This window comes from Glutamicibacter sp. NPDC087344 (genome assembly GCF_044744225.1).
GTDB lineage: Bacteria > Actinomycetota > Actinomycetes > Actinomycetales > Micrococcaceae > Glutamicibacter.
Map to the genome: position 1 here is coordinate 293,118 of NZ_JBIUXY010000006.1, position 22,000 is coordinate 315,117.

Annotated in this window: 23 protein-coding genes; 16 read left to right on the forward strand and 7 right to left on the reverse strand. The window is 56.9% G+C overall.

What is annotated here, in order from left to right; genetic code table 11:
• Nucleotides 1-35 precede the first annotated feature (35 nt).
• The 6 genes from ACIOWL_RS13205 to ACIOWL_RS13230 all read left to right on the forward strand — a co-directional run bounded on the left by ACIOWL_RS13205 (nt 36) and on the right by ACIOWL_RS13230 (nt 6,075).
• The gene (locus tag ACIOWL_RS13205) at nt 36-1,445 is read left to right on the forward strand and encodes a dipeptidase (RefSeq protein ID WP_400385779.1); all 1,410 of its coding nucleotides are present in this window, start codon (nt 36-38) and stop codon (nt 1,443-1,445) included.
• 134 nt (nt 1,446-1,579) lie between these two features.
• Nucleotides 1,580-1,954: a HesB/IscA family protein gene (locus tag ACIOWL_RS13210; protein WP_400385847.1), complete on the forward strand. Its 375-nt coding sequence runs from the start codon at nt 1,580-1,582 to the stop codon at nt 1,952-1,954.
• 171 nt (nt 1,955-2,125) lie between these two features.
• Entirely contained in the window at nt 2,126-3,055 is a 930-nt protein-coding gene (gene coxB, locus ACIOWL_RS13215) for a cytochrome c oxidase subunit II (protein ID WP_400385782.1), read from the forward strand.
• A 5-nt stretch (nt 3,056-3,060) separates the two neighbouring features.
• On the forward strand, nt 3,061-4,779 hold the full coding sequence (gene ctaD / locus ACIOWL_RS13220; protein WP_400385785.1) for a cytochrome c oxidase subunit I: 1,719 nt from the start codon (nt 3,061-3,063) through the stop codon (nt 4,777-4,779).
• A 2-nt stretch (nt 4,780-4,781) separates the two neighbouring features.
• Complete coding sequence (locus ACIOWL_RS13225) at nt 4,782-5,183, forward strand: cytochrome c oxidase subunit 4 (RefSeq protein ID WP_400385788.1); 402 nt, start codon at nt 4,782-4,784, stop codon at nt 5,181-5,183.
• A gap of 109 nt (nt 5,184-5,292) precedes the next feature.
• Nucleotides 5,293-6,075 (forward strand): GntR family transcriptional regulator, encoded by a 783-nt coding sequence (locus ACIOWL_RS13230; RefSeq protein WP_400385791.1) that lies wholly within the window; start codon nt 5,293-5,295, stop codon nt 6,073-6,075.
• A 1,042-nt stretch (nt 6,076-7,117) separates the two neighbouring features.
• Here the strand turns inward: ACIOWL_RS13230 and ACIOWL_RS13235 are convergent.
• The 4 genes from ACIOWL_RS13235 to ACIOWL_RS13250 form a co-directional block, all read right to left on the reverse strand.
• Nucleotides 7,118-8,788 (reverse strand): cytochrome bc complex cytochrome b subunit, encoded by a 1,671-nt coding sequence (locus ACIOWL_RS13235; RefSeq protein WP_400385794.1) that lies wholly within the window; start codon nt 8,786-8,788, stop codon nt 7,118-7,120.
• Entirely contained in the window at nt 8,785-9,843 is a 1,059-nt protein-coding gene (locus ACIOWL_RS13240; RefSeq protein WP_400385796.1) for a Rieske 2Fe-2S domain-containing protein, read from the reverse strand. The genes ACIOWL_RS13235 and ACIOWL_RS13240 overlap by 4 nt, the downstream gene beginning before the upstream one ends.
• A 71-nt stretch (nt 9,844-9,914) precedes the next feature.
• Nucleotides 9,915-10,709 (reverse strand): c-type cytochrome, encoded by a 795-nt coding sequence (locus ACIOWL_RS13245; RefSeq protein ID WP_400385799.1) that lies wholly within the window; start codon nt 10,707-10,709, stop codon nt 9,915-9,917.
• 75 nt (nt 10,710-10,784) lie between these two features.
• Entirely contained in the window at nt 10,785-11,423 is a 639-nt protein-coding gene (locus tag ACIOWL_RS13250; RefSeq protein WP_400385801.1) for a heme-copper oxidase subunit III, read from the reverse strand.
• Nucleotides 11,424-11,710: 287 nt separating this feature from the next.
• Here ACIOWL_RS13250 and trpD point away from each other — a divergent pair, with 287 nt between their 5' ends.
• Nucleotides 11,711-12,778 (forward strand): anthranilate phosphoribosyltransferase, encoded by a 1,068-nt coding sequence (gene trpD / locus ACIOWL_RS13255; RefSeq protein ID WP_400385804.1) that lies wholly within the window; start codon nt 11,711-11,713, stop codon nt 12,776-12,778.
• A gap of 81 nt (nt 12,779-12,859) precedes the next feature.
• Here trpD and ACIOWL_RS13260 read toward each other — a convergent pair whose 3' ends face one another.
• The gene (locus tag ACIOWL_RS13260) at nt 12,860-13,141 is read right to left on the reverse strand and encodes an Lrp/AsnC family transcriptional regulator (RefSeq protein ID WP_400385806.1); all 282 of its coding nucleotides are present in this window, start codon (nt 13,139-13,141) and stop codon (nt 12,860-12,862) included.
• Between the two features lie 161 nt (nt 13,142-13,302).
• On the opposite strand from ACIOWL_RS13260, the gene ACIOWL_RS13265 reads away from it, so the two are divergent.
• Nucleotides 13,303-13,896: a sigma factor-like helix-turn-helix DNA-binding protein gene (locus ACIOWL_RS13265; RefSeq protein ID WP_400385809.1), complete on the forward strand. Its 594-nt coding sequence runs from the start codon at nt 13,303-13,305 to the stop codon at nt 13,894-13,896.
• Between the two features lie 5 nt (nt 13,897-13,901).
• Entirely contained in the window at nt 13,902-14,444 is a 543-nt protein-coding gene (locus ACIOWL_RS13270) for a hypothetical protein (RefSeq protein ID WP_400385811.1), read from the forward strand.
• On the opposite strand, the gene ACIOWL_RS13275 is transcribed toward ACIOWL_RS13270, so the two are convergent.
• On the reverse strand, nt 14,430-14,807 hold the full coding sequence (locus tag ACIOWL_RS13275; RefSeq protein WP_400385814.1) for a DUF3054 domain-containing protein: 378 nt from the start codon (nt 14,805-14,807) through the stop codon (nt 14,430-14,432). The genes ACIOWL_RS13270 and ACIOWL_RS13275 overlap by 15 nt on opposite strands.
• Nucleotides 14,808-14,915: 108 nt before the next feature.
• Here ACIOWL_RS13275 and ACIOWL_RS13280 point away from each other — a divergent pair, with 108 nt between their 5' ends.
• Nucleotides 14,916-15,932, forward strand: a complete 1,017-nt coding sequence (locus ACIOWL_RS13280; RefSeq protein WP_400385817.1) for an arsenic resistance protein — start codon at nt 14,916-14,918, stop codon at nt 15,930-15,932.
• A 587-nt stretch (nt 15,933-16,519) separates the two neighbouring features.
• Here ACIOWL_RS13280 and ACIOWL_RS13285 read toward each other — a convergent pair.
• Nucleotides 16,520-16,876, reverse strand: a complete 357-nt coding sequence (locus ACIOWL_RS13285) for an ArsR/SmtB family transcription factor (protein ID WP_400385820.1) — start codon at nt 16,874-16,876, stop codon at nt 16,520-16,522.
• 267 nt (nt 16,877-17,143) lie between these two features.
• Between ACIOWL_RS13285 and zapE the strand changes: the two genes are divergently transcribed.
• From zapE to ACIOWL_RS13315, 6 genes are all read left to right on the forward strand, one after another.
• Nucleotides 17,144-18,190 carry a cell division protein ZapE gene (gene zapE, locus ACIOWL_RS13290; protein WP_400385823.1) on the forward strand — a complete coding sequence of 349 codons (1,047 nt, stop codon included), beginning with the start codon at nt 17,144-17,146 and terminating at the stop codon, nt 18,188-18,190.
• A 2-nt stretch (nt 18,191-18,192) separates the two neighbouring features.
• Nucleotides 18,193-18,831 carry a peptide deformylase gene (locus ACIOWL_RS13295; RefSeq protein ID WP_400385826.1) on the forward strand — a complete coding sequence of 213 codons (639 nt, stop codon included), beginning with the start codon at nt 18,193-18,195 and terminating at the stop codon, nt 18,829-18,831.
• Nucleotides 18,831-19,679: a putative RNA methyltransferase gene (locus ACIOWL_RS13300; RefSeq protein WP_400385829.1), complete on the forward strand. Its 849-nt coding sequence runs from the start codon at nt 18,831-18,833 to the stop codon at nt 19,677-19,679. The genes ACIOWL_RS13295 and ACIOWL_RS13300 overlap by 1 nt, the downstream gene beginning before the upstream one ends.
• Nucleotides 19,680-19,783: 104 nt before the next feature.
• Nucleotides 19,784-20,257: an NfeD family protein gene (locus tag ACIOWL_RS13305; protein ID WP_400385831.1), complete on the forward strand. Its 474-nt coding sequence runs from the start codon at nt 19,784-19,786 to the stop codon at nt 20,255-20,257.
• Nucleotides 20,258-20,320: 63 nt separating this feature from the next.
• Nucleotides 20,321-21,247 carry an SPFH domain-containing protein gene (locus tag ACIOWL_RS13310; RefSeq protein ID WP_400385832.1) on the forward strand — a complete coding sequence of 309 codons (927 nt, stop codon included), beginning with the start codon at nt 20,321-20,323 and terminating at the stop codon, nt 21,245-21,247.
• A gap of 189 nt (nt 21,248-21,436) precedes the next feature.
• On the forward strand, nt 21,437-21,784 hold the full coding sequence (locus tag ACIOWL_RS13315) for an RNA polymerase-binding protein RbpA (protein WP_400385834.1): 348 nt from the start codon (nt 21,437-21,439) through the stop codon (nt 21,782-21,784).
• Nucleotides 21,785-22,000: the final 216 nt, after the last annotated feature.

The window sequence follows — 22,000 nt, forward strand, 5'->3', positions numbered from 1 at the left end:
ACATTCACAACCATAAGAATTGCTACGCTGAAAGCATGTCATCAAATTCAACGTTTGAGACTTCCGCACACGGTGTGGATGTCAATCGCCTCAAAAACCATATTCAGTCGAACTTCGAGCAGATCCTCGAAGAGTTGACCTCACTGGTCGCCATCCCAAGTATTGCCTGGGAATCCTTTGATCCAGCGAACCTGGAAAAGTCGGCCGAAGCCGTTGCCGCACTGGCCAAGGACGCCGGTATGCCGAGTGTAGAAATACTTCGCGAAGCGACAGATTCGGGGGCCATGGGCGCCCCTGCGGTGGTTGCCCGACGCCCAGCAGCTCCGGGAAAACCCACGGTATTGCTGTATGCCCACCACGATGTGCAGCCGCCTGGCGATGAAGCCGACTGGAACACCCCGGTCTTCGAAGCCACCCGGGTAGGGGATCGGCTGTACGGTCGAGGCGCGGCCGACGACAAGGCAGGCATCATGGTGCATATCGCCGCATTGCGCGCTGTTTTGGAATCCGTGGCCGACTTCGGTGTTGGTGTCACCTACTTCTTCGAAGGCGAAGAAGAAGCCGGCTCGCCGTCCTTCCGCAACTTCCTCGAAGCGCATCAGGACAAGCTGGCCGCCGATGTCATCATCGTCGCAGACTCAAGCAACTGGGCCGTAGGCACACCAGCCCTGACAAGCTCCCTGCGTGGTATGTGCGCCGCCGAAATCACGGTGCGCTCGCTGCGCCACGCGGTGCACTCCGGGATGTTCGGCGGTCCGATTCTGGACGCCCCGATTCTGGCCGCAAAACTCATCTCCACCTTCCACGACGACGAGGGTTCGGTGGCCATCCCCGGACTCGTCTCCAACGATGTTGCGGACGTTGACTTCGATGAAGCAGAGTTCCGTCGCGACTCCGGCGCACTTGATGACTACGTTTTGGCAGGTACCGGAAAAATCACCGATCGTTTATGGAATAAACCAGCGCTCAGCGTGATTGGAATGGATATCCCTAGTGTTGATCACTCGTCGAATACCCTGATCCCGCAGGCGCGGTTCAAGGTTTCGATGCGGCTAGCGCCGGGGCAAGAACCAGCAAAGGCCCTCAAGGCCTTTGAGGAGCATGTTAAGAACGTTGACCTTAGGGGAGCGGAAGTGGAGTTCAAGGCGGTGGAAGCCGGCAATGCCTACCTGGCAGATCTGGCGGCCAGCGCGAATGACACCGCATCTTGGGCACTGGAACAAGCCTGGGGTGTTGTACCGGTGAATATGGGGCTTGGCGGTTCCATTCCTTTCATCGCTGATCTTTCGGAAGTTTTCCCGCAGGCGCAGATTCTTGTCACCGGAGTTGAGGATCCCGACTCGCGGGCGCACTCGGCAAATGAGTCTTTGCACCTCGAGGACTTCCAGCATGCGATCGAGGCCGAGGCGTTGCTTCTGGCTCGCATCAACGCCGAAGGGCTATGAACCGCGTCATAGACGATGTTCAGGGGGAAGATTTATTCAGGTCCCCGTCGTAGGATAGAACTAAGAACAAAGGCACCAAGTGCCCTTCACAAGGATAAAACTTGGTGCCTAACCAAGCAGTTCGGGAGGAAATGATGACTGCAGCCGTAGATCAGACCAAGGGTGATCCAACCGAGATCCCAAGCCATGACGTCAATATTTCGGATGTCGCAGCAGCCAAGGTTCGCTCGCTTTTGGAGCAGGAAGGCCGTGATGACCTGCGCCTGCGCATCGCCGTTCAGCCTGGCGGCTGCTCAGGCCTCATCTACCAGCTCTACTTCGACGAACGTATGCTGGACGGCGACGCCGTTCGTGATTTCGAGGGTGTTGAGGTCATCGTCGACAAGATGAGCGTCCCGTACCTCGCTGGTGCTTCCATCGACTTTGAAGACACCATCTCCAAGCAGGGTTTCACGATCGACAACCCAACGGCATCCGGCTCGTGCGCCTGTGGAGATTCCTTCCACTAAGCCCGTCGGGAACTAACGCCGCTGTTCAAACGTTGAAGAAATTTCTCGTTTGAACAGCGGCGTTTTTCGGCATTCTGGGCCCTGAGAGGGTAAGCTCTACGTTAAGTAGTAAAACTATGTTTCGCTTCGTAAGCCACCTCACTGTGCAAGTCATAATTCGCGAGGTGACTTATGGAGACCACATTCTGCACCAACAAAGAGGAAGGGCCGTCTGTGAGTTCGCAAGACCGAACCGGCAGTCGCGGTAAGACTAAGGCCAAAGTGTTGGCTTTAGTCGGCACCAGCGCATTGCTGTTGACGGGATGTTCAGCGGAAGTTCAACGTGGTTGGCTTCCGAACGTGGACCGCGACACCACCAACCACACTGCAGCTATCCAGGATTTCTGGGTTAACTCGTGGATTGCCGTGGTTGTCATCGGTGTTTTGACCTGGGGTCTGATGCTGTGGTGCATCATTGCCTACCGTCGCCGCAAAACCGATACTGGCTACCCACGTCAGCTGAGCTACAACCTGCCATTGGAGATCTTCTACACGGCCATTCCTTTGGTCCTTGTTTTGGTCTTCTTTAGCTTCAATAACAACTTGGTCAACAGCATCAACAAGCCTGTTGAATCTGAGATCGTCGTCGATGTGCGTGCCAAGCAGTGGGCTTGGGACTTCAACTACACCTTTGATGGTGGCCAGGAGAAGTACTACGCCGGTGTACAGGCCCACCTGAACACCGATGGATCAGAAGGCGTTCAGGAAACCCTGCCGACCCTGTACCTGCCAGTTGGCAAGTCGGTAGAGTTCCAGCTCAACAGCCGAGATGTAATCCACTCGTTCTGGGTACCTGCCTTCCTTCAGAAGCTAGACATGATCCCAGGCAAAACCAATCACATCTACCTCACCCCTCAGGTTGAAGGTACCTACGATGGTAAGTGCGCCGAACTTTGCGGCGAGTACCACTCGGAGATGCTCTTCAACTTGAAGGTTGTCAGCGAGGCCGAGTTCAAGGCTCAGATGGCGAAGCTGGAAGATGGACACATTGGCGAAGAATACGATCGCAGTCCGGACACCGTGAACAGCGTCATCGTTGAGCACGAAGGGGAAGGAGAGTAATCGTTATGACTACGTTTGAATACGCAACTGACGACGTAAAGTCGATTGCCCCAGCCGTTGTGCCGAAGTCCAAGGGTCGCCTCTTCGTCGACTTCATTACTTCGACCGACCACAAGAAGATCGGGTACATGTACCTGATCGTCTCGTTCGTCTTCTTCTGCGTGGGTGGCGTCATGGCGCTGCTGATTCGTGCAGAGCTGTTCGAACCAGGTATGCAGATCCTGCAGACCAAGGAACAGTACAACCAGCTGTTCACAATGCATGGCACTGTCATGCTCCTGATGTTTGCAACTCCGCTGTTCGCTGGTTTCGCCAACGTCATGATGCCGCTGCAGATTGGCTCGCCGGATGTGGCCTTCCCACGTCTGAACGCACTGGCCTTCTGGTTCTTCGCCTTCGGTTCGAGCATTGCACTGGCCGGCTACCTGACCCCGCAGGGTGCAGCTAGCTTCGGTTGGTTCGCTTACGCTCCGCTGTCGAACACCACGTTCTCACCAGGTATCGGCGGGGACCTCTGGGTCTTCGGCCTGGGCCTGTCGGGCTTCGGTACCATCCTTGGTGCGGTGAACTTCATCACCACCATCATCTGCCTGCGTGCACCTGGCATGACCATGTGGCGTATGTCGATCTTCTCGTGGAACACCCTGATCACCTCGCTGTTGGTGCTGATGGCGTTCCCACCGCTGGCAGCAGCGCTGTTTGCACTTGGTGCAGACCGCCGCTTCGGTGCACATATCTTTGATCCGGACACCGGTGGCGCAGTTCTCTGGCAGCACCTGTTCTGGTTCTTCGGCCACCCAGAGGTTTACATCATCGCGCTGCCGTTCTTCGGTATCGTTTCGGAAATCTTCCCGGTCTTCTCTCGCAAGCCGATCTTCGGCTACAAGGGCCTGGTCTTCGCGACCATTTCGATTGCCGCGTTGTCGATTTCCGTGTGGGCACACCACATGTACGTCACCGGCTCGGTTGCACTGCCGTTCTTCGGCTTCATGACCATGCTGATCGCCGTTCCAACTGGTGTGAAGTTCTTCAACTGGATCGGCACGCTGTGGCGCGGTTCGATCACGTTCGAAACTCCTATGCTGTGGAGCATCGGCTTCATGATCACCTTCCTCTTCGGTGGTCTGACCGGTATCATCCTTTCGGCTCCAGCCTTGGACTTCCACGTGTCCGATACCTACTTCGTTGTGGCTCACTTCCACTACGTGGTCTTCGGTACCGTCGTGTTCGCAATGTTCGCTGGATTCTACTTCTGGTGGCCAAAGTGGACCGGGCACATGCTCAACGAGCGTTTGGGTAAGATCCACTTCTGGTTGCTGTTCATCGGCTTCCACGGAACTTTCCTCATCCAGCACTGGTTGGGTGTCATGGGTATGCCGCGTCGTTACGCGGACTACATGCCGGAGGACGGGTTCACCGCGATGAACCAGGTCTCTACCGTCTTCGCATTCATCTTGGGTGCATCGATGATCCCGTTCTTCTGGAACGTATGGGTCACTCACCGCACCGCCAAGAAGGTTGAAGTTGACGATCCTTGGGGCTTCGGCGCTTCGCTGGAATGGGCAACCTCTTGCCCTCCACCGCGTCACAACTTCCACTCGATTCCACGTATTCGTTCCGAGCGCCCGGCGCTGGATCTGCATCACCCGGAATTGAGCGGCCGTGTTACTCCAGAGTCTCCCGTAGCGAAGATCTTTGGCCCCGCTGATCAGAAGGACCTGTAAAGATGAAAGTTGAAGCATGGATGTTCCTGGGAGGAATTTTCTTCTTCATCCCAGTGGCTTTCGTTTACGGTTACATGACCAACTGGCAGGAACTTGTCGGGTTCCCTGCGCTGCTGTTGACCGGTGGCCTGTGTGGCATGGTCGGCTGGTACCTGTACTTCACCGCCCGCCGTGTTGGCCCTCGTCCGGAGGACCGTCTCGATGGTGAAATCCACGAGAACGCAGGCGACATCGGACACTTCTCCCCATGGAGCTGGTGGCCGCTGGTGCTTGCAGGCGCTGCCGCAATCTCCTTCCTGGGTATTGCAATCGGCTGGTGGGTGTTCTTCATCGGCGCTGGCCTGGCAGTGATCGCACTGGTTGGCTGGGTTTATGAATACAGCCGCGGTGACCACGCGCACTAAGCACTAACCCTGACGGGGTGACAAGCAAATTTGCTTGTCACCCCGTTAGTCTTTTAATGACATTATTCTTAGCCGCCTGCCCCAGGTGTCTGGACGAAGGAGAGTTCCCGTGCGCCATGCGCCACAGCCGATCGTGCAGGCCCTGCTTGATCCGGACAGCAAAATCAGCAAATACCGGCAGATCCGGGAGATTCTCAAAACCCACGCTCGAGAAGACTGCAAACCCGGATATCGCCTCCCTCCCGAACGTGTTTTAGCCGAACACTTTGGGGTAGCCCGCAAAACCATCCGCCAGGCCATCGACGCCCTGGTTGATGAGCAAGTGCTCAAACGTGTGGTCGGCATTGGAACATTCGTCGTTCCAGAAAAACTGGATCTGCGTGTACGCCTGCATTCTTACTCCGAGGACATGATGCGGCGCGGCATGGTTCCCGATGCCCATGTACTGGAATTCTCCGAGATCAAGGCCAACCCCAATCTAGCCTCTCAGCTGATGGTTGATGAGGGTACCGGGGTAGTGCAGTTCAAACGCCTGTTGCTGGCCGATGGAACACCGATGAGCCTGGACGAGAACTACATGCCCGCAGACCTCGTACCGGGATTTGTTGATGGCGAACCACCGTCTAAGCTCTATCAGGCGCTCCACGAGCGCTACGGCATCTTGCTGGAGTGGGGTGAGGATCAGGTGGAAAGCACCGCCGCCAGCAAACGACAGGCGCATTTGCTGGGTGTGGAGCCAGGTTTCCCGTTGCTGCAAATCACGCGTTACGCCTACATTGGCGAGAGGCTGGCCGACTATTCGATCTCCTTGTACCGTTCGGACCGATACAAATTGTTTGTACCCCTTCAACGCTTGGGAACTGGAACTCCCCGTTATACGGACACCATGTAGTCCTGGGTGGCGCTAGGGAAGTTCCCCGGGGCTTTACTGCGACGAATTTCCTTGTTTGTTTTGAAAATTCGATTCTTCGAGAGCCGCTCCGGCAAGCCACCGATCCCACCGTCCAAAAACCAGCAGAGGAAATGGATACGCGGGCAACAGTGCGACTGTGACAGCCGCTGTGTCTTTGCTGGCCGAGGGGGACACGGCTGGGCGTCTCCAGCCAGCGCGGAAGACTTCAAGTCCATTAGGACGGCGGTTGGGACATCAGGTGCCGTGATTCAAAAGTTTTTACTCCCGGGGCAGTCCAGCAGGAGCCGGTAGGCACTAGGCAACTGATTTCGTTGGCCCGGGCGGGATCCTGCCTGCTCAGGCACCGTACGATCTGTGGATGGCTGGCCAAGACACCACACAAGCTAAGGCGGCATCAACCAGGAACCTCAGCGCCGAGGCAGCGAAGCTGAAGGTGTGGGGATTATCGAGAATAGTGGGGGACTCACGAACCTCCGAAGGCCAGTTTGCCCGGATACTGACCCTCATCGTCGAGGCACTTCCCAGCGTGAGCGGCAATTACCGCTCCAACAAACAAAATTCGTGCACAGCGTTTGAGCCTGATACGACGGACACATCGTTGTACCCACCGACCACCAACGGCAGTGTTCCACGCCCATGAGCGGGCGACGCTGTGCACTCATCCAACGCTGGCCAAGCACTGCGGATCGCCCAGCGTGCACGCGAAGCGGCCGTGACAGCTGGAAGACGGCACTGGCGCTTCAACCCATCTGATACGAGTTTGCGGGGGAGTTCGTCAGCTTGTGCCTGAACACCGGCGCACTTGTCGCAACAAAGTTCCACCGAGGTGTGGAACCGGAAACACCCGAAGTCCGTAGAAAGCCCCCTAAACGCTTTGCACTGCCCCGGGCACGCAGGAGGCCATTTGTGCGACGCGAAGCCCCTCAATGTCACTTCTACGCCGTATCAGCCACACGGGTTAACTAAACGAGGGACATACCTTTCGGTATGTCCCTCGTTTTGTGACTAACGCGAGTTGAGTTTACTTCTCGATCGAGTCGTGCGCTTCGCCTTCAACCTCGTGGTGGCCGTGAGCTGCCTTGGCAGCTGCTAGCTCCGACGGGGTAACTGGGGCGACACGATCTTCGAAGAAGAACTTCGAGATCTTCGCACGACGCTTCTCCTTGCGGGAGACGTGACCGGCAGCATCCGGCTGAGCCGGGATGTACTGGTTGTCGTTGAAGCTGGTCAGCAGGTAGCGCTTGTAGACGTCTACTTCCTCGTGCTTCTCGCTGAAGCCACCCTCTGGGGACATCTGGATGATGCCGGCCTCGCGGCCGTGCAACACGATCTCGCGATCCTTGCGCTGCAGCGACAGGCAGATGCGGCGAGTCAGCCAGAAGGCAATCAGTGGGCCGATGAAGAACAGTGTACGCAGCCAGTACGTCACGTCATTCAATGCCACGTGGAAGTGGGTTGCGATCAAGTCCGAAGATGCAGCTGCCCACATCACGCAGTAGAAGACAACACCAGCGGCGCCCATTGCGGTACGGAACGGGGCGTTACGCGGACGGTCGAGCAAGTGGTGCTCGCGCTTGTCCTTGGTGACCCAGCGTTCAATCCACGGCCATGCGAACATGACGGTGAACAGTGCGCCCGCTGGTACCAGTGCCGGCAAGAGAACCGAAAGGACCAAGCTGTTATCGCCCCATGGGAACGGGATGTTCCATACAAAGCTGAAGTTGCCCAAGACACCTGGCATCAGACGCAACGCGCCGTCAACGAACCCGATGTACCAGTCAGGCTGGGTACCAGCCGAAACCGGGGACGGGTCGTATGGACCATAGTTCCACACCGGGTTGATCTGCACCAGACCGGAGATCAATGCAATCACGCCGAAGACGATGAAGAAGAAGCCGCCAGCCTTTGCCGCGTAAACCGGACCCACTGGGAAGCCAACAACATTGTCGTTGGTGCGACCCGGGCCGGGGTACTGGGTGTGCTTGTGGGTGACAACCATGAACAGGTGAATGACCAGCAGCAGGATGATCACTGCAGGAACAATCATGATGTGCAGCGAGTACAGGCGCGGAATAACATCCTCGCCCGGGAACTCTCCGCCGAAGAAGAACATCGACAGGTAGGTACCTACAACTGGCAGGGCCTTCATCACACCGTCAATGATTCGCAGACCGTTGCCGGAAAGCAGATCATCTGGCAGCGAGTAGCCGGTGAAGCCGGCAGCCAGACCCATGATCAGCAGCACGCCGCCGACAACCCAGTTCAGTTCACGCGGGCGACGGAACGCACCGGTGAAGAACACGCGCAGCATGTGCACGGAGAGCGAAGCAACAAACAGCAGCGCCGACCAGTGGTGCACCTGGCGCATGAACAGACCGCCACGCACATCGAAGGAGATATCGAGGGTCGAGGCCATAGCCGTCGACATGCCGATACCCTTCAGAGGCACATACGAACCCTCATAGACAACGTGTGCCATGGAAGGATCGAAGAAGAAGGTCAGGAAGGTTCCGGAAAGCAGCAACAGTACGAAGCAGTACATTGCCACTTCACCGAACATGAAGGACCAGTGGTCAGGGAAGATCTTGCGACCGAATTCCTTGACAATGCTCGACGCGCCAACGCGGGTGTCGACGAAGTCGGCCAAACGGCCGGTCTTGGTCGAGGCGGTGTACTCGTTAGTAGTCGTCATGAGTTCTGACCACGCTCCCAGTAGGCCGGGCCAACAGGTTCGTGGAAGTCGCTCTGGGCTACCAGATAGCCGTCGGCATCCACGGTGATTGGCAACTGCGGAAGTGCGTGACCCGCCGGGCCGAAGACAACCTTGCACTCATTGGCAAGGTCGAAGGTCGACTGGTGGCAAGGGCACAGCAGGTGGTGGGTGTGCTGCTCGTACAGAGCAATCGGGCAACCCACGTGGGTGCAAATCTTGGAGTAGGCGACGATGCCGTCTACGTTCCAGTCTTCGCGACCCTCGGAGATGTTCATCTCCTGCGGATCCATACGCATCAACAGAACAACGGCCTTGGCCTTTTCGTTCAGCATGTTTTCGGCTTCGTTCAGACCCTCGGGAATGACGTGGAAAACCGAGCCGATCTGAACATCCGAAGCCTTGATCGGGGTGCCCGAAGGGTCGCGGGTCAGGCGAACGCCGGTGTCCCACAAGGTGTGACGTAGCTGTTCAACCATTTCGCCAGCGGTCTTTCCAGAGCGCTCAAGGTCGCGGAACATGAAGATCGCGGGAACCGGTGCCAAGGCGATGGCACCAATCAGGGTGTTGCGGATCAGCGGACGGCGCTTGATGCCAGACTCTTCGATGATGGTGTCAACGATTTCGACTGCATCCTGGCGATCTGCTTCGGTGCGAATCTCGTGGCGGCTCTCGACCAATTCATGGTCCGGCATCAGGGTCTTGGCCCAGTGAACGATGCCGACGCCGATGCCCAGCATCGCGAATGTGGTGCCGAGGCCCAGAGCTGCGTTCTGAACACGAAGTTCAGCGAAAGTCATGTCGCCCAGGTGGCCCAGGACGAAGTAGGCCACGAAGAAGAACAGCGTGCCGATGATGGAGATGGTAAATAGGAGCGCTACTTGGCGCTCGTGTCGCTTGGCTGCGCGCGGATCGCGATCTGCGAGACGCGGACGGTGCGGAGGTAGTCCTGGATCCGGGAAACGGTCCTGAGCCACATCGTCAGCCTTAGCAACGGTGCCCGAGTCTTCGGGACTGCCGTGACTATGGTCGCCCATGTTTCTCTCTCATCCTTCTGTTAGGAATTTTTGTACGTAGTGATGTTTGCGGCCAAGAGGCCGCGAGTGCCTTAGGAAGGACGCGAGGTCAACCAAATCGTGAAGGCGATGATGATACCCAGACCAGCGGTCCAGATGAACAGGCCTTCAGCCACTGGACCCAGCGAACCGAGAGCAAGACCGCCGGCGGTGCCATTGGCTTCAATGGTCTTCAGGAAGGTGACAACGTCACGCTTCTCATCCGGGGTGATGTTCGAATCGTTGAACACAGGCATGTTCTGCGGGCCGGTCATCATTGCTTCGTAAATGTGCTTCTCGCTGACACCGGCCAGGGTCGGAGCAAACTTACCGCGGGTCAACGCACCACCGGCAGCGGCGGCGTTGTGGCACATCGCGCAGTTGACGCGGAACACGGTTCCACCATGAGCGGCGTCGCCCTTGGTGGTATCCAGGTTTTCCTCATCCGGGATTGCCGGTCCTGCGCCGAGGCTGGCGACGTATGCTGCCAGCTGGGAGATCTGCTCATCGGTAAACTGCACTGGTTTAGCCTGAGCCTGCGGGCCCTGCAGCTGCATTGGCATACGGCCGGTTCCAACCTGGAAGTCAACCGCTGCGGCGCCAACGCCGATCAGCGATGGGCCCGAGTCGGATCCTTCAGCCTTCAAGCCGTGGCAGGTCGCACAGTTGGCGACGAAAAGCTTTCCGCCTTCATCGACATCCGACTGCGAGGCAGTGGTGGTCTCCGCAGCCTTCGCTTCGCTGATGGTTCCCGCTGCAGTGTAGAGACTGCCGGTAATCAGCAATCCGAATAACAGCAGGGCCACAGCGGCGAGCGGGTGGCGGCGCTTTTTCGAAAGAGCCTTCACTTGCTGATTCCTCACTTAATTTCTTGGTGTGGTGTTGCCGTACTTCTGTGGAGGCAACTTGTGAATTTTAGTTGCCTACTTCAGGAAGTAGATGATCGCGAACAAAGCAATCCAGACAACGTCAACGAAGTGCCAGTAGTAGGACACGACGATGGCGCCGGTTGCTTCGAAGTGGCCAAACTTCTTCGCGAGCATCGCACGACCAATGATCAGCAGGAATGCAATCAGGCCACCGGCGACGTGAATGCCGTGGAAGCCGGTAGTCATGTAGAACGCCGAAGCATAGCCGTTCGAGTTCAGGGCAACGCCCTCATGAACGAGGACGACGTATTCGTAGGCCTGGACCGAAACGAAGATAGCCCCAAGGACAAAGGTAAGAATGAACCATTCGATCATTCCCCATTCCTTGAGGTTGAACACTCCGCCAGTACGGCGAGGCTTAAATGCCTCGGCCTTGAAAACACCAAGCTGGCAGGTGAACGAGCTGGACACCAGAATCAAGGTGTTTACCAGCGCGAACGGAACGTTCAGCTTGGCAGTTTCGTTCGCCCAGAGTTCGGGCGCGGCAGCACGGAGGCTGAAGTACATGGCGAAGAGGGCGGCGAAGAACATGAGCTCGCTGGAGAGCCACACCATCGTTCCCACCGACACCATGTTTGGGCGGTTCGGCGCATGAGGCGCCGTCGTATTTGGGGCATGAGTCGCAGTTGTCACACTGTCATTATGTCTCTAAACGGCCCTCAGATACCAATGCAAATGGGGGCTGACAGAGGTTTCTTCCGCCACATCAGCGCAACAACCGCGGAAACACGCGGAAGTTCGAATCAAACTCTTTCTACAATTCGTAGAGCTTGATTCGGCGCGTCACGCGAAACAATCATTTATGCAACACGGATGTTGCGTAATTTCGCCCGAAAAAGCACGGTTTTTGGAGGTCTGCGACACAACTTCTTAAGACATGAACTGGAACGATTTCGAAGCTTCTCGATAGGCTTACATACGTGTCAACGAGCCCTGTAAACGAAAAGTTCCCCACGTGGCCAAATCTGCTGGCAACGCTGATTTCCGGAGGAGACCTCAGCCGCGATGAAGCCGGTTGGGCGATGAACGAAATCATGAATGGTGAAGCGAGCGATGTACAAATCGCTGGCTTTTTAGTCGCGCTGCGCGCCAAGGGCGAAACCGTCGCAGAGTTGACCGGTTTGGTCGACTCGATGGTGGCCAACGCGCGCCCCTTGAGCGTCAAAGCACCAACCCTGGACATTGTGGGAACCGGCGGAGACCGGCAGAACACCGTCAACATTTCAACGATGGCGACCTTGGTCTGCGCAGGTGCCGGCGTGAGCATCGTTAAGCACGGCAACCGCGCATCATCGTCTTCCTCCGGTTCAGCCGACGTGCTTGAGGCATTGGACGTGCGTCTCGATGTACCAATCGAGCGCCTTGTAGAGGTGTATGACAAGGTTGGAATTGCGTTCTGCTTCGCCAACATCTTCCACCCCTCGATGCGCCATGTGGCAAACGCCCGGCGTCAGCTTCGGATTCCGACAGCCTTCAACTTCATGGGGCCACTGACCAATCCAGCCCTGCCCAGCGCTTCGGCCATTGGGTGTTCCGATCTTTTGATGGCGCCGATCATGGCCGGAGTTCTCGCCAGCCGCGGCGTGCGAGGCCTGGTATTCCGCGGCGAAGACGGCCTCGACGAGCTCACCACAACGGCGCTGAACCGCGTCTGGGAAGTACGCGACGGAGCGGTTGAGGAGTTCACCTTCGATGTCCAAGAGATCGGAGTCCCCAGGGCGACACTCGAAGATTTACGTGGTGGGGATGCGCAGCACAACGCGCAAGTTGTCCGCGATATCGTCAACGGCGCCACGGGCCCGGTACGCGATGCAGTCCTTGTCAACGCGGCTGCCGGAATTGTGGCTTTCAATCCGCAGGCCGAAGGCAGTTTCAAGGACCGGATGGCCGCCGCCTTGGAGCTGGCGAAAAAATCGATTGATTCGGGCTCAGCTGCCGCGGTTCTAGCAACCTGGTCTGAAACGACCACTGCTATCGTCGGTCAATAGTTTTACGTTCACCCACAAACCAAGGCCTTGGTTCGGTGCTCTACAAGCACTGAACCAAGGCCTTAGGTGTACAAGATCCTGCTACTCACCCAAATCCAAGGAGAATGCGGCATCCAAATCGTGAGTGGAGTATGCGCGGAAGGCAATATGGGTCTGAGTTCCGCGAATTCCTGGAATCTTTGAAAGCTTGTTGGCGATAACCTCAGCAAGATCTTCATGCTTGTGGACATGGGCAATCGCGATCAGATCCCAGTCCCCGGCCACGGAGTAGACTTCACGAATGCCTTCAATTTCAGAAATCTGCTGTGCACACTCCGGGATGCTGTCAGTAGCAGTCTGAATCATGACAAATGCGGTAACCATTGATGCCTCTCAACGCTCGTGGCCCGCTTAATATAGGGCCGTTCTCTTGGCTTAACCTTAGTCGACGATAGACCAGACTCGAATGTTTGAGAACCTTCGTGGCGCGGGATCAACAAGTTTTAAAATTTGTGAAATAAAAGACAATGTTTTAACATTGTCACATGATTGTGTTGACGATTGATCAGAGGCGTTCTCGTTCCTCTGATGACAAGGTTGAAGCGTTAGTCATGCAGGCGAACGCCACCGTACCAGTGGTGCGTCCCTTCCAGCGCACGGCCGGCGACGAAATCCAGGCAGTGCTAGATGATGCTTCCGAAGCGATTCGCTTAGCGGTCATGATGGCGGCCTCGGGGGACTGGAGTGTGGGTATCGGTTTTGGCCAGGTGGAAACCCCGTTGCCTGCAGAAACGAGAGCTGGCCGAGGCCCGGCCTTTGAGTTTGCCCGGGTTGCCGTAGAGCGAGCCAAAAACACCAATGCGCACCTGGCTGTGCACGGGCCAACCACCGAAGCCACCCGGCTTGAAGCTGAACTGCAGCTCACCGCGTCCGTTGTTTCAAAACGCCGCGCCACAGCCTGGGAGGCCGGAACGTTGGCAGATGAAGGCATGACCCAGCAACAAATCGCCGCTCGCTTGGGCATCACCCAGCAAGCGGTATCTTCGCGGCTCTCGGCAGCACTGTGGTTCGAAGCGAACCGAATGATGGACGAAGCCGCGAAGTCACTGGCTCGCCAACTGAAGTTGATAGGGGAGTAGCACCCGTGTTCTGGACTGCCTGGCTTGTCCTCTTCGCCGCGACAGGCCTATCAGGTGCGGCCAGTTTCCTCAGCTATGCGAAGGGACGCCGCGCGAGGGTACGAACGTGGCTCACCCTGGCTGCTGGCTCGCTCACACTCGTAAGTCTCGTCTTCGGGCTCATAGCTCGCTCGATACAGGACCCGCACCTCGTTCCGGCGGTCCTGTCAATCTCTCTGAGCGTTGTTTTCGCACTCGCATTTGGCGGGCCATTCACCGAGTTGGTGTTCGGCTTGGCCTCACGCGATCCGAAATTGCCGGCGAAAGAAAAGTCCGACCCATCGCCGCTTCGAGGCGGATTGTGGATCGGACTTTTGGAACGGGCAGCCATCGTTGGAACCCTCTGGGCAGGATGGCCTGAAGGAACAGCAGTGGTTCTCGCCGTGAAGGGCCTTGGCAGATTCTCCGAACTAAAAAACCATCAGGCCGCAGAACAGTTCATCCTTGGAACCTTCGCTAGCGGTCTGGTCGCGGCAGGAGCCTACGGTCTCGGCTTACTGTTTAGCTAGACGCTTGGCGACAAGCCCAGTGATAAGCCGGCGTCCCAGCAAAAACAGCCCAAGAACAATGGCCGCAACGATAATGAATGCGATCGCCGCTGTTGAGCCCAGTGCCAGGCGTACAGCAATGCCCAACACCACAGTCCCAAGCCAGACCAACAGGCCGATGGGCCACACATTATTGATGGTCTTCCAAGGACGCGTCACCAAGGTCAGGATGAGGTATCCGATGATGAACGGCAGCGCTGTCCATAGGATGCCTCCGATCGACAGCCCGTGTTCATGTTCGCGGCGGCCAAGCAGTGCGAAAATTACGATTAGAACCAGATCAATAGCAACCCACGCGGGCCACTGTCGGATTTTTTGAACCATGCATCAATCCTAGGTTCTTGAGCAGGTGACCACGAATCACTTGATTTCGCTCACCACCAATTAGTCTCGGCCACAGTGATTCCTGAAACAGAAGGGAGGGGAGAAGCAATGCTGAACGCGATCCAACAAATCAACGAATCACTGCAGAAGCGGCAAGTCTCGTTGTACTTGGGTGTTGTGGTTCTTGCCGGGTTGCTTGGGCTGCTACAGCCCCAGTTCTCCCAGTCCCTGGACTCTGGAATTGATCCAGCTTTGGGATTGCTCCTTTTCGCCACCTTTTTGGCAATTCCACTAACCAAACTCGTCGAGGCCCTGCGAAGTACGCGTTTCCTCCTCGCCGTCATGGTCCTGAATTTCGCCATTGTTCCGGCAGTTGTATGGGTACTGGCCCAAGCAGTAGCCCAGGATCAAGAACTACAGGTTGGGTTGCTGCTGGTCCTGCTTGCGCCATGTGTTGACTACGTCATTGTTTTTACACGCGTCGCCGGGGGAGCGCACCACCAGTTGCTTGCGGCAACACCAGTGCTCATGCTGCTTCAAATGCTGCTCCTGCCGGTCTATCTGACCTGGTTCGCCGACGGGGCGCTGAACGAAATTCTTGACCCGGAACCGTTCGTTCGAGCATTCATCTGGCTGATTCTCATTCCATTTGCGGCCGCTCTGGCGATTCAAGTTTGCGCACGGCGTTGGCCGGTCATCTCAGCTGCACAGACACTGATGGACTTCCTCATGGTGCCATTAATGATGATCGTGCTGTTTCTGGTCATTGCCTCACAGGTCAGTGCAGTAAGCGCGGATCTGAATCGAATTATGAGTGTTGTTCCGCTCTACCTGTTTTTCTTGATCATCATGTTTCCAGTGGGCCGGACAACAGCGCGAATTTTCAAACTCGAAGGATCTTCCACACGAGCGCTGGTGGTCTCGGGTGCCACGAGAAATTCCCTGGTCGTTCTTCCCCTGGCGCTGGCCATGCCGAGCACCCTGGCTTTAGTCCCTGCAGTCGTTGTGGCGCAAACCATTATCGAGCTGATCGGTATGCTCGCCTACGTAAAACTGGTTCCACGATTCATCGCGAATCAAGAGTCGAATGCTCCAACAAAATCGCCGCAAACGGCGGGGGAGTAACCCCAGTTTCCTTGCGAACAGCCTGCTGTTAGAAGGATGCAAGGGCCTAAATGACCTGATCAACGGTCAGTGATCTCGAGGCACCTAAGCCCTTTGGGCAAGTTCATGAGTGGCGGCGTATCACAACGAGCTGAATCCTGACTCATCTCCAAAGTGGTTGAGCTCCTGCGCTACACGAGCATAATCCATAACTCAGTGTCGTTTTCCACCCAGCGGTACGGATCGCAAAATGACAGTGGGTAGATCTCAAATGCCACTGCGTGGACCCCAGGTAATCGGTCTTGCAACTGATCTTCTGCATCTGGGTGTTAGCGAATCGGTCTGATGCATAGTTGGCAGCCCGCTGAAGATCTTCGTTGCAAGTCATCACCGTGAAGCGAGATTCGTAGTCTACGGCTCAGGTTGTGCCACCATTCTCGCAGCGCAATCGGTTGATCTTTGGCTCGAAAGAACACTGTAAATCAAGCGGTCGGGGACTGTCAGATTTCCTCTACTTTACATAATGTAGATTATCGGCTTTTTGGCGAAGTCCCAGAAGTTGCAAGATTTAGGTGCTTACCGAGGTTCCCGTGCAACTCATTCCCGCATCACGAAGCTTCTCCGTCAGCCTGCCGAGCCAAACGATACTGAGCGAACTCCAGCGTCTGTCGAATGAATTCTCGCGTGCGCTCGTCAGGAATCGCATAAATCGTGTGCCCATCAGACTTGCGAGTCTGCAGAACGCCGGCACCTCGAAGCCTAGTCAATAACTGGCTCGCGGTTGTCGGCGTGACGCCAACCTGCTGCGCCAACTCGGACAACGTTCGATCATCTTGGCACAAAGCCCACAGCAACTGCAGCCGCGCCGGATCGGACAATGTCTTGAGCACCAAGACGGACATGTCCAGCAGGTCACTGTCGATAATTTGGCCGCTCATCGGCTCGGCCAGATATTCACCGTTCATGACACACGCTCCTGTCCGTAAGTGAATCCATTATGGTCACGCGAGCCAATAAAGCGATAGGTTGCCGGCCGAGATCTCAGGAATTATTGATCCTCCGTCAGCGATAACCCACTCCCCTGAATAAATCATCAAATTAGATATATAACATTCGCCTAGTTGACCTGTGGTTTCACGATTATTGAGCTGGCGATGACGCCTGAATGGACTCGTTCGGCACCCTACATCACCTAAATTGGCCCAGATGCCAGCAGATGCGAAGATTTATCTATGCCCTCTTTGCCTCCGAAAACCTCGTCGGCCAGAGAACTTGAAGCTCAGATCCTCCAAAATATCGCTGAGCAACAGGTTGTCCCCGATGCTCAGCAGCTTCAACTTATCGAACTCCTGAGTTCTGCCACCACGGCGAGATATGCTGCCAAATCCCGTGGTCTATACATCTTTGGCCCTCCAGGGCGAGGCAAAACAATGATGATCAACGCCCTGGTCGCGGCACTGCCAACCAAAAGTACTGCCCGATTCCACTTTCACGAATTCTTCCAGCTCCTGAACTCCCCCAAAAATCGTGTCCCTGAGCAGCGGATTGGCGCGATATTCAGCCAAGGTCTCGAACGGGAGCTCAAGGGATTAAAAATCTTGGTATTTGATGAGTTTCACTGTACCGAGCCGGGCGACGCGATGCTGATGGTCAAGCTGGTGAAGTACTGCTCGGAGAACTCGATCTTCTTGGTGGCCACCTCCAACTACGAGCCGGAACGTCTGCTGGATGACGACGCATTCCATCACCTGGTCCAATCAACTATCCACTGCATACGCGAACAATTTACGGTTTTTGAACTCAACGGCAACCTGGACTATCGCACCGTCGCCGTCCTGGAGCAGACATTCGCCACTGGGTACCGGGCCGGATCGCTCAGCGTGGGAATCGACGCGGCACCTGCCTCAGCAGCACAAACAATGATTCCCATCGGTTACGACACCATCGGCCCGGCAACTATCGATGGGAAAACCATCTGGGTCAGTTTTTCGCAGCTGTGCGGCACCCGGCGGAACACCGCCGATTACCTGCAACTAGCGCAGCGTTACACACGCTGGCATCTCACCGACATTCCTTCAAGCCAAAGTTTGCCCATGGACGAGGAACGCCGGCTGGCCAATGTCTTGGACATCTTTTACGACCGCGACATTGAGCTGCATCTTTACACCACGGATCACCTAGAGCATTTGGGCTCCATGTTGCACGATACTGAACGCGAGCGATTGGCCTCACGTTTGGCCCAGCTTAAACTCATTGAACTTGAACGGACAGGCAATTGACCATGCACCCGACGTACTCCCCCGCAGAACTCGAAGAGTTGGTCGCTGAGGTTCTCAGCAAGGCCGAAAATCAGGTGGTGCCCATCGTGCAATTGGGCCATCCGGTGCTTCGCCAACCCGCCGTCCCATACACCGGACAGTTACCAGCCGAGCTTTTGGACGAGCTGCTCAATGTCATGCGCCAGAGCATGTACGACGCCCCCGGTGTAGGGTTGGCGGCCCCGCAGATCGGGATCCCCCTGCAGATCGCTGTCCTTGAGGATCTTTATAACCTGCCAGAGGAGATGGCCGCTGAACGCGAGCGCGAGCCCCTGGAATACTTTGAGACCTTCAACCCCCGCTACGAAGCTCGCGGAGACCGGTTGGCCGAATTTTACGAGGGATGCCTCTCATTCGACGGATTCCAGGCGGTAGTCTCACGCCCCGCCGATATCAGGGCAAGCTACGAGGACCGGTCCGGAGCCACGATCATCCGAGACTTCTCCGGTTGGCAGGCCCGCATCGTGCAACACGAAACCGATCATCTGTCCGGAACCGTTTATATCGACAAGGCCGTCACCCGCTCACTAATCAATGAAACCGAGCTGTGGCGCCATCAGGGCCTCTCGGTCAGCACGGCCAAAAAAGTGTTGGGATTCTAGTGAACGAACCCACCTCGGTTTTGTGCCCTATTTGCGCGGCAGCACTGAAGCTCACCACCGAGCCGCGGCGTTCCCTGGGCTGCGCAGCCGGCCACCGGTTTGACGCGGCCAAACAAGGATACTTCAATTTCCTCACGGGCAAGGGGACAAACTTTCTCGAAGACACTTCCCCGATGGTTCTGGCCAGGGAAGAATTCCAGGGCCGTGGACATTACGCCGCCTTGGCTTCCGAACTGGCTACGCTGGTCGCCGAGCGTCATCGCGCCGACAGCTTGGAGATCCTCGACGCCGGAGCCGGAACCGGCTACTATCTTGGTGAAATTCTGAAGCAGCACCCGGCTGCGAACCAGGACGCGGTGGCAATGGACATCTCCCGCTTCGCCATGCGTCGCGCGGCCAAGCTGCCGGACACCCTAGCGATCGTGTGGGATGTCTGGCGAACTATTCCCAGCGCGGATCAGTCGCGAGATGTGGTGCTGAACTGCTTCGCCCCGCATAATCCCGCCGAATTTCGCCGGGTACTACGCCCTGATGGGCTGTGTCTGGTGGTCACCGGCGCCGAGGATCATCTGGAGGAAGTCCGCGAACCCTTGGATATGCTCTCCGTCGCCGGGGGCAAGCAGCAGGTCTTGATCGAGAAGTTCGCTGCCGAAGGCCTTCGGCACGTGCAATCGCAGAACCTGCGTTACAGCATGAACCTGGAACCGGCAGACCTCTATAATCTGGTGTTCATGGGGCCGGCGGGGCACCATCTCTCCGGCGATACCCTCCGTTCCAAGGCCGAAAACCTCGGCCGGCGCACAGTCAACGCATCCTTTGACGTACATTTGTTCATCCCGCAGGCCTAGAAAATACCCCAAAATGACTACACCTTTTGTTCATCGGTTACGGCAGAATGTAGGAAAGGCCACTCGCTAAGGGCCCTTGAACGATTTGAGCAAAGGTGGAAGCCATGACAACGGCGGAATGGATCGTCAGCAACGCGTGGGTCATTTGGCTCGCGGTGTTTCTGCTGCTGGCAATCGTCGAAATGCTCTCGCTCGATTTGTACTTCATCATGCTCGGCGTCGGCGCCCTCGGAGGCGTGACAGTTGCCCTATTGGACGGGCCGGTCTGGTTGCAGGTAGTCGTTTTCTGCATTGTTTCCCTGCTGATGATCTTGCTGGTCAGACCGATCGCGGTCAGGCATCTGAAAAAATCTCCCGAGGGGTTTAGAACCAACATCGAACGCCTGATCGGCGAAGACGCATTGATCCTGGAACCCACCTCGCGCCTGTCCGGTTCGGCGAAGATCCAGGGAGAAATCTGGACCGCGCGGGCTGAGCCAAATATGCCCACCATGATGCCCGGCAGCTACGCTAAAGTTCGCCGGGTGGAAGGTGCCACCGCCTATCTTGAGCCGGCACCCCAAACCTCGGAAATCTAGGCCGCCTGGCTTGTTCCGACCCATTAATTTATCACTCAAGCACAAGGAAAGAGAGTACAAACCATGTCAGGTAATGGCTTTGGCTTGACCATCGTCCTTGTCGTTCTGGCGATCTTCGTGATCGTCGTGCTATTACGCAGTGTGCGTATCGTGCCCCAGGCACGTGCGGGCATTGTGGAACGCCTCGGCAAGTACAACCGCACCCTGAATCCGGGTCTGACCATTCTGATTCCATTTGTGGACCGACTGCTTCCGCTGCTGGATCTGCGTGAACAGGTTGTGTCCTTCCCGCCACAGCCGGTGATCACCGAAGACAACCTCGTGGTCTCCATCGACACCGTGGTGTACTTCCAGATCACCGAACCACGTGCGGCAACCTACGAGATTGCCAACTACATTCAGGCCGTGGAACAGCTGACCACGACCACGCTGCGTAACGTCGTCGGTGGTTTGAACCTGGAAGAGGCTCTGACCAGCCGCGACCAGATCAACGGCCAGCTGCGAGGCGTGTTGGATGAAGCTACCGGCAAGTGGGGCATTCGTGTCTCGCGTGTCGAGCTGAAGGCCATCGATCCTCCCCTGTCCATCCAGGACTCGATGGAGAAGCAGATGCGTGCCGAACGTGACCGTCGTGCCGCGATCCTGACCGCTGAGGGTACCAAGCAGTCCGACATCCTCACCGCCGAAGGCGAGCGTCAGGCCTCCATCCTCAAGGCCGAAGGTGATGCCCAGGCATCGATCCTGCGAGCTGATGGTGAAGCACAGGCAATCCAGAAGGTGTTCGATGCGATCCACTCGGGTCGTCCGGACCAGGAACTGCTGGCTTACCAGTACCTGCAGACCCTGCCGAAACTGGCCGAAGGCACCTCGAACACGCTCTGGGTGATCCCCAGCGAGCTGACCGAGGCGCTGAAGGGCATCGGCGGCGCACTGGGTGGATCGGGAACCCCCAAGAACCCAACCACACCGGGTGCCAACGACGGAATCTGATTCCGGGGAAACCCGATTAGGTCAATAATCACGCTGCGGCGAGGTGCGAACCATGCACCTCGCCGCAGGCGCGTATAATGGATGTTTTGGTGCAAAAATTTAGTTCCAGCCGTCCGCTGGCGGAATTATTTCAGCGCGCCAACCGTTGGTACGTGTAGCGAATTTTTTAGACATCGCGGAGGAAAAAACATGAGCGATCGCAGCCTACGAGGCATGCGCCTGGGTGCACAGAGCATGGAATCTGAGGCAGGTGTGGAGCCGGCTGCCCGTCAGCGCGTCGAATACCGTACCGAAGAGGGTGAAACCGTCTTCATCGTTTTTGCCGCCGAGGCAGAGATTCCAGCCACTTGGACCACCAAGACCGGCAAGGAAGCCAAGCTGGTCCACGGCGAAGCCAAGGCCGAGGAAGTCAGCACCGAGAAGCCGGTGCGTACCCACTGGGACATGCTCCTGGAACGCCGCACCGAAGAAGAGCTTGAGAAGATCCTCTCCGATCGCCTGACGCAGCTGCGCACCTCGCGCGGCGAAGCGGTCTAAGCTTCATCGGCGCAAGAGGGGCCGTGTTCCACCTGGATCCAGGTGGGACACGGCCCCTTTCGTCTGTTAAACGCGGCGGGCGCCCACCCCGAGCGGTGGGGGCCCCCCCGCGGGCCCAAGACCAGAAAAAAACAGCAGCGCGGGGAACGAAATAACCAGGGGGCCCCCCCCCCCCCCCGGCCCACGGCCCCCGCCCCACAGACCCGGCCCGGCGGG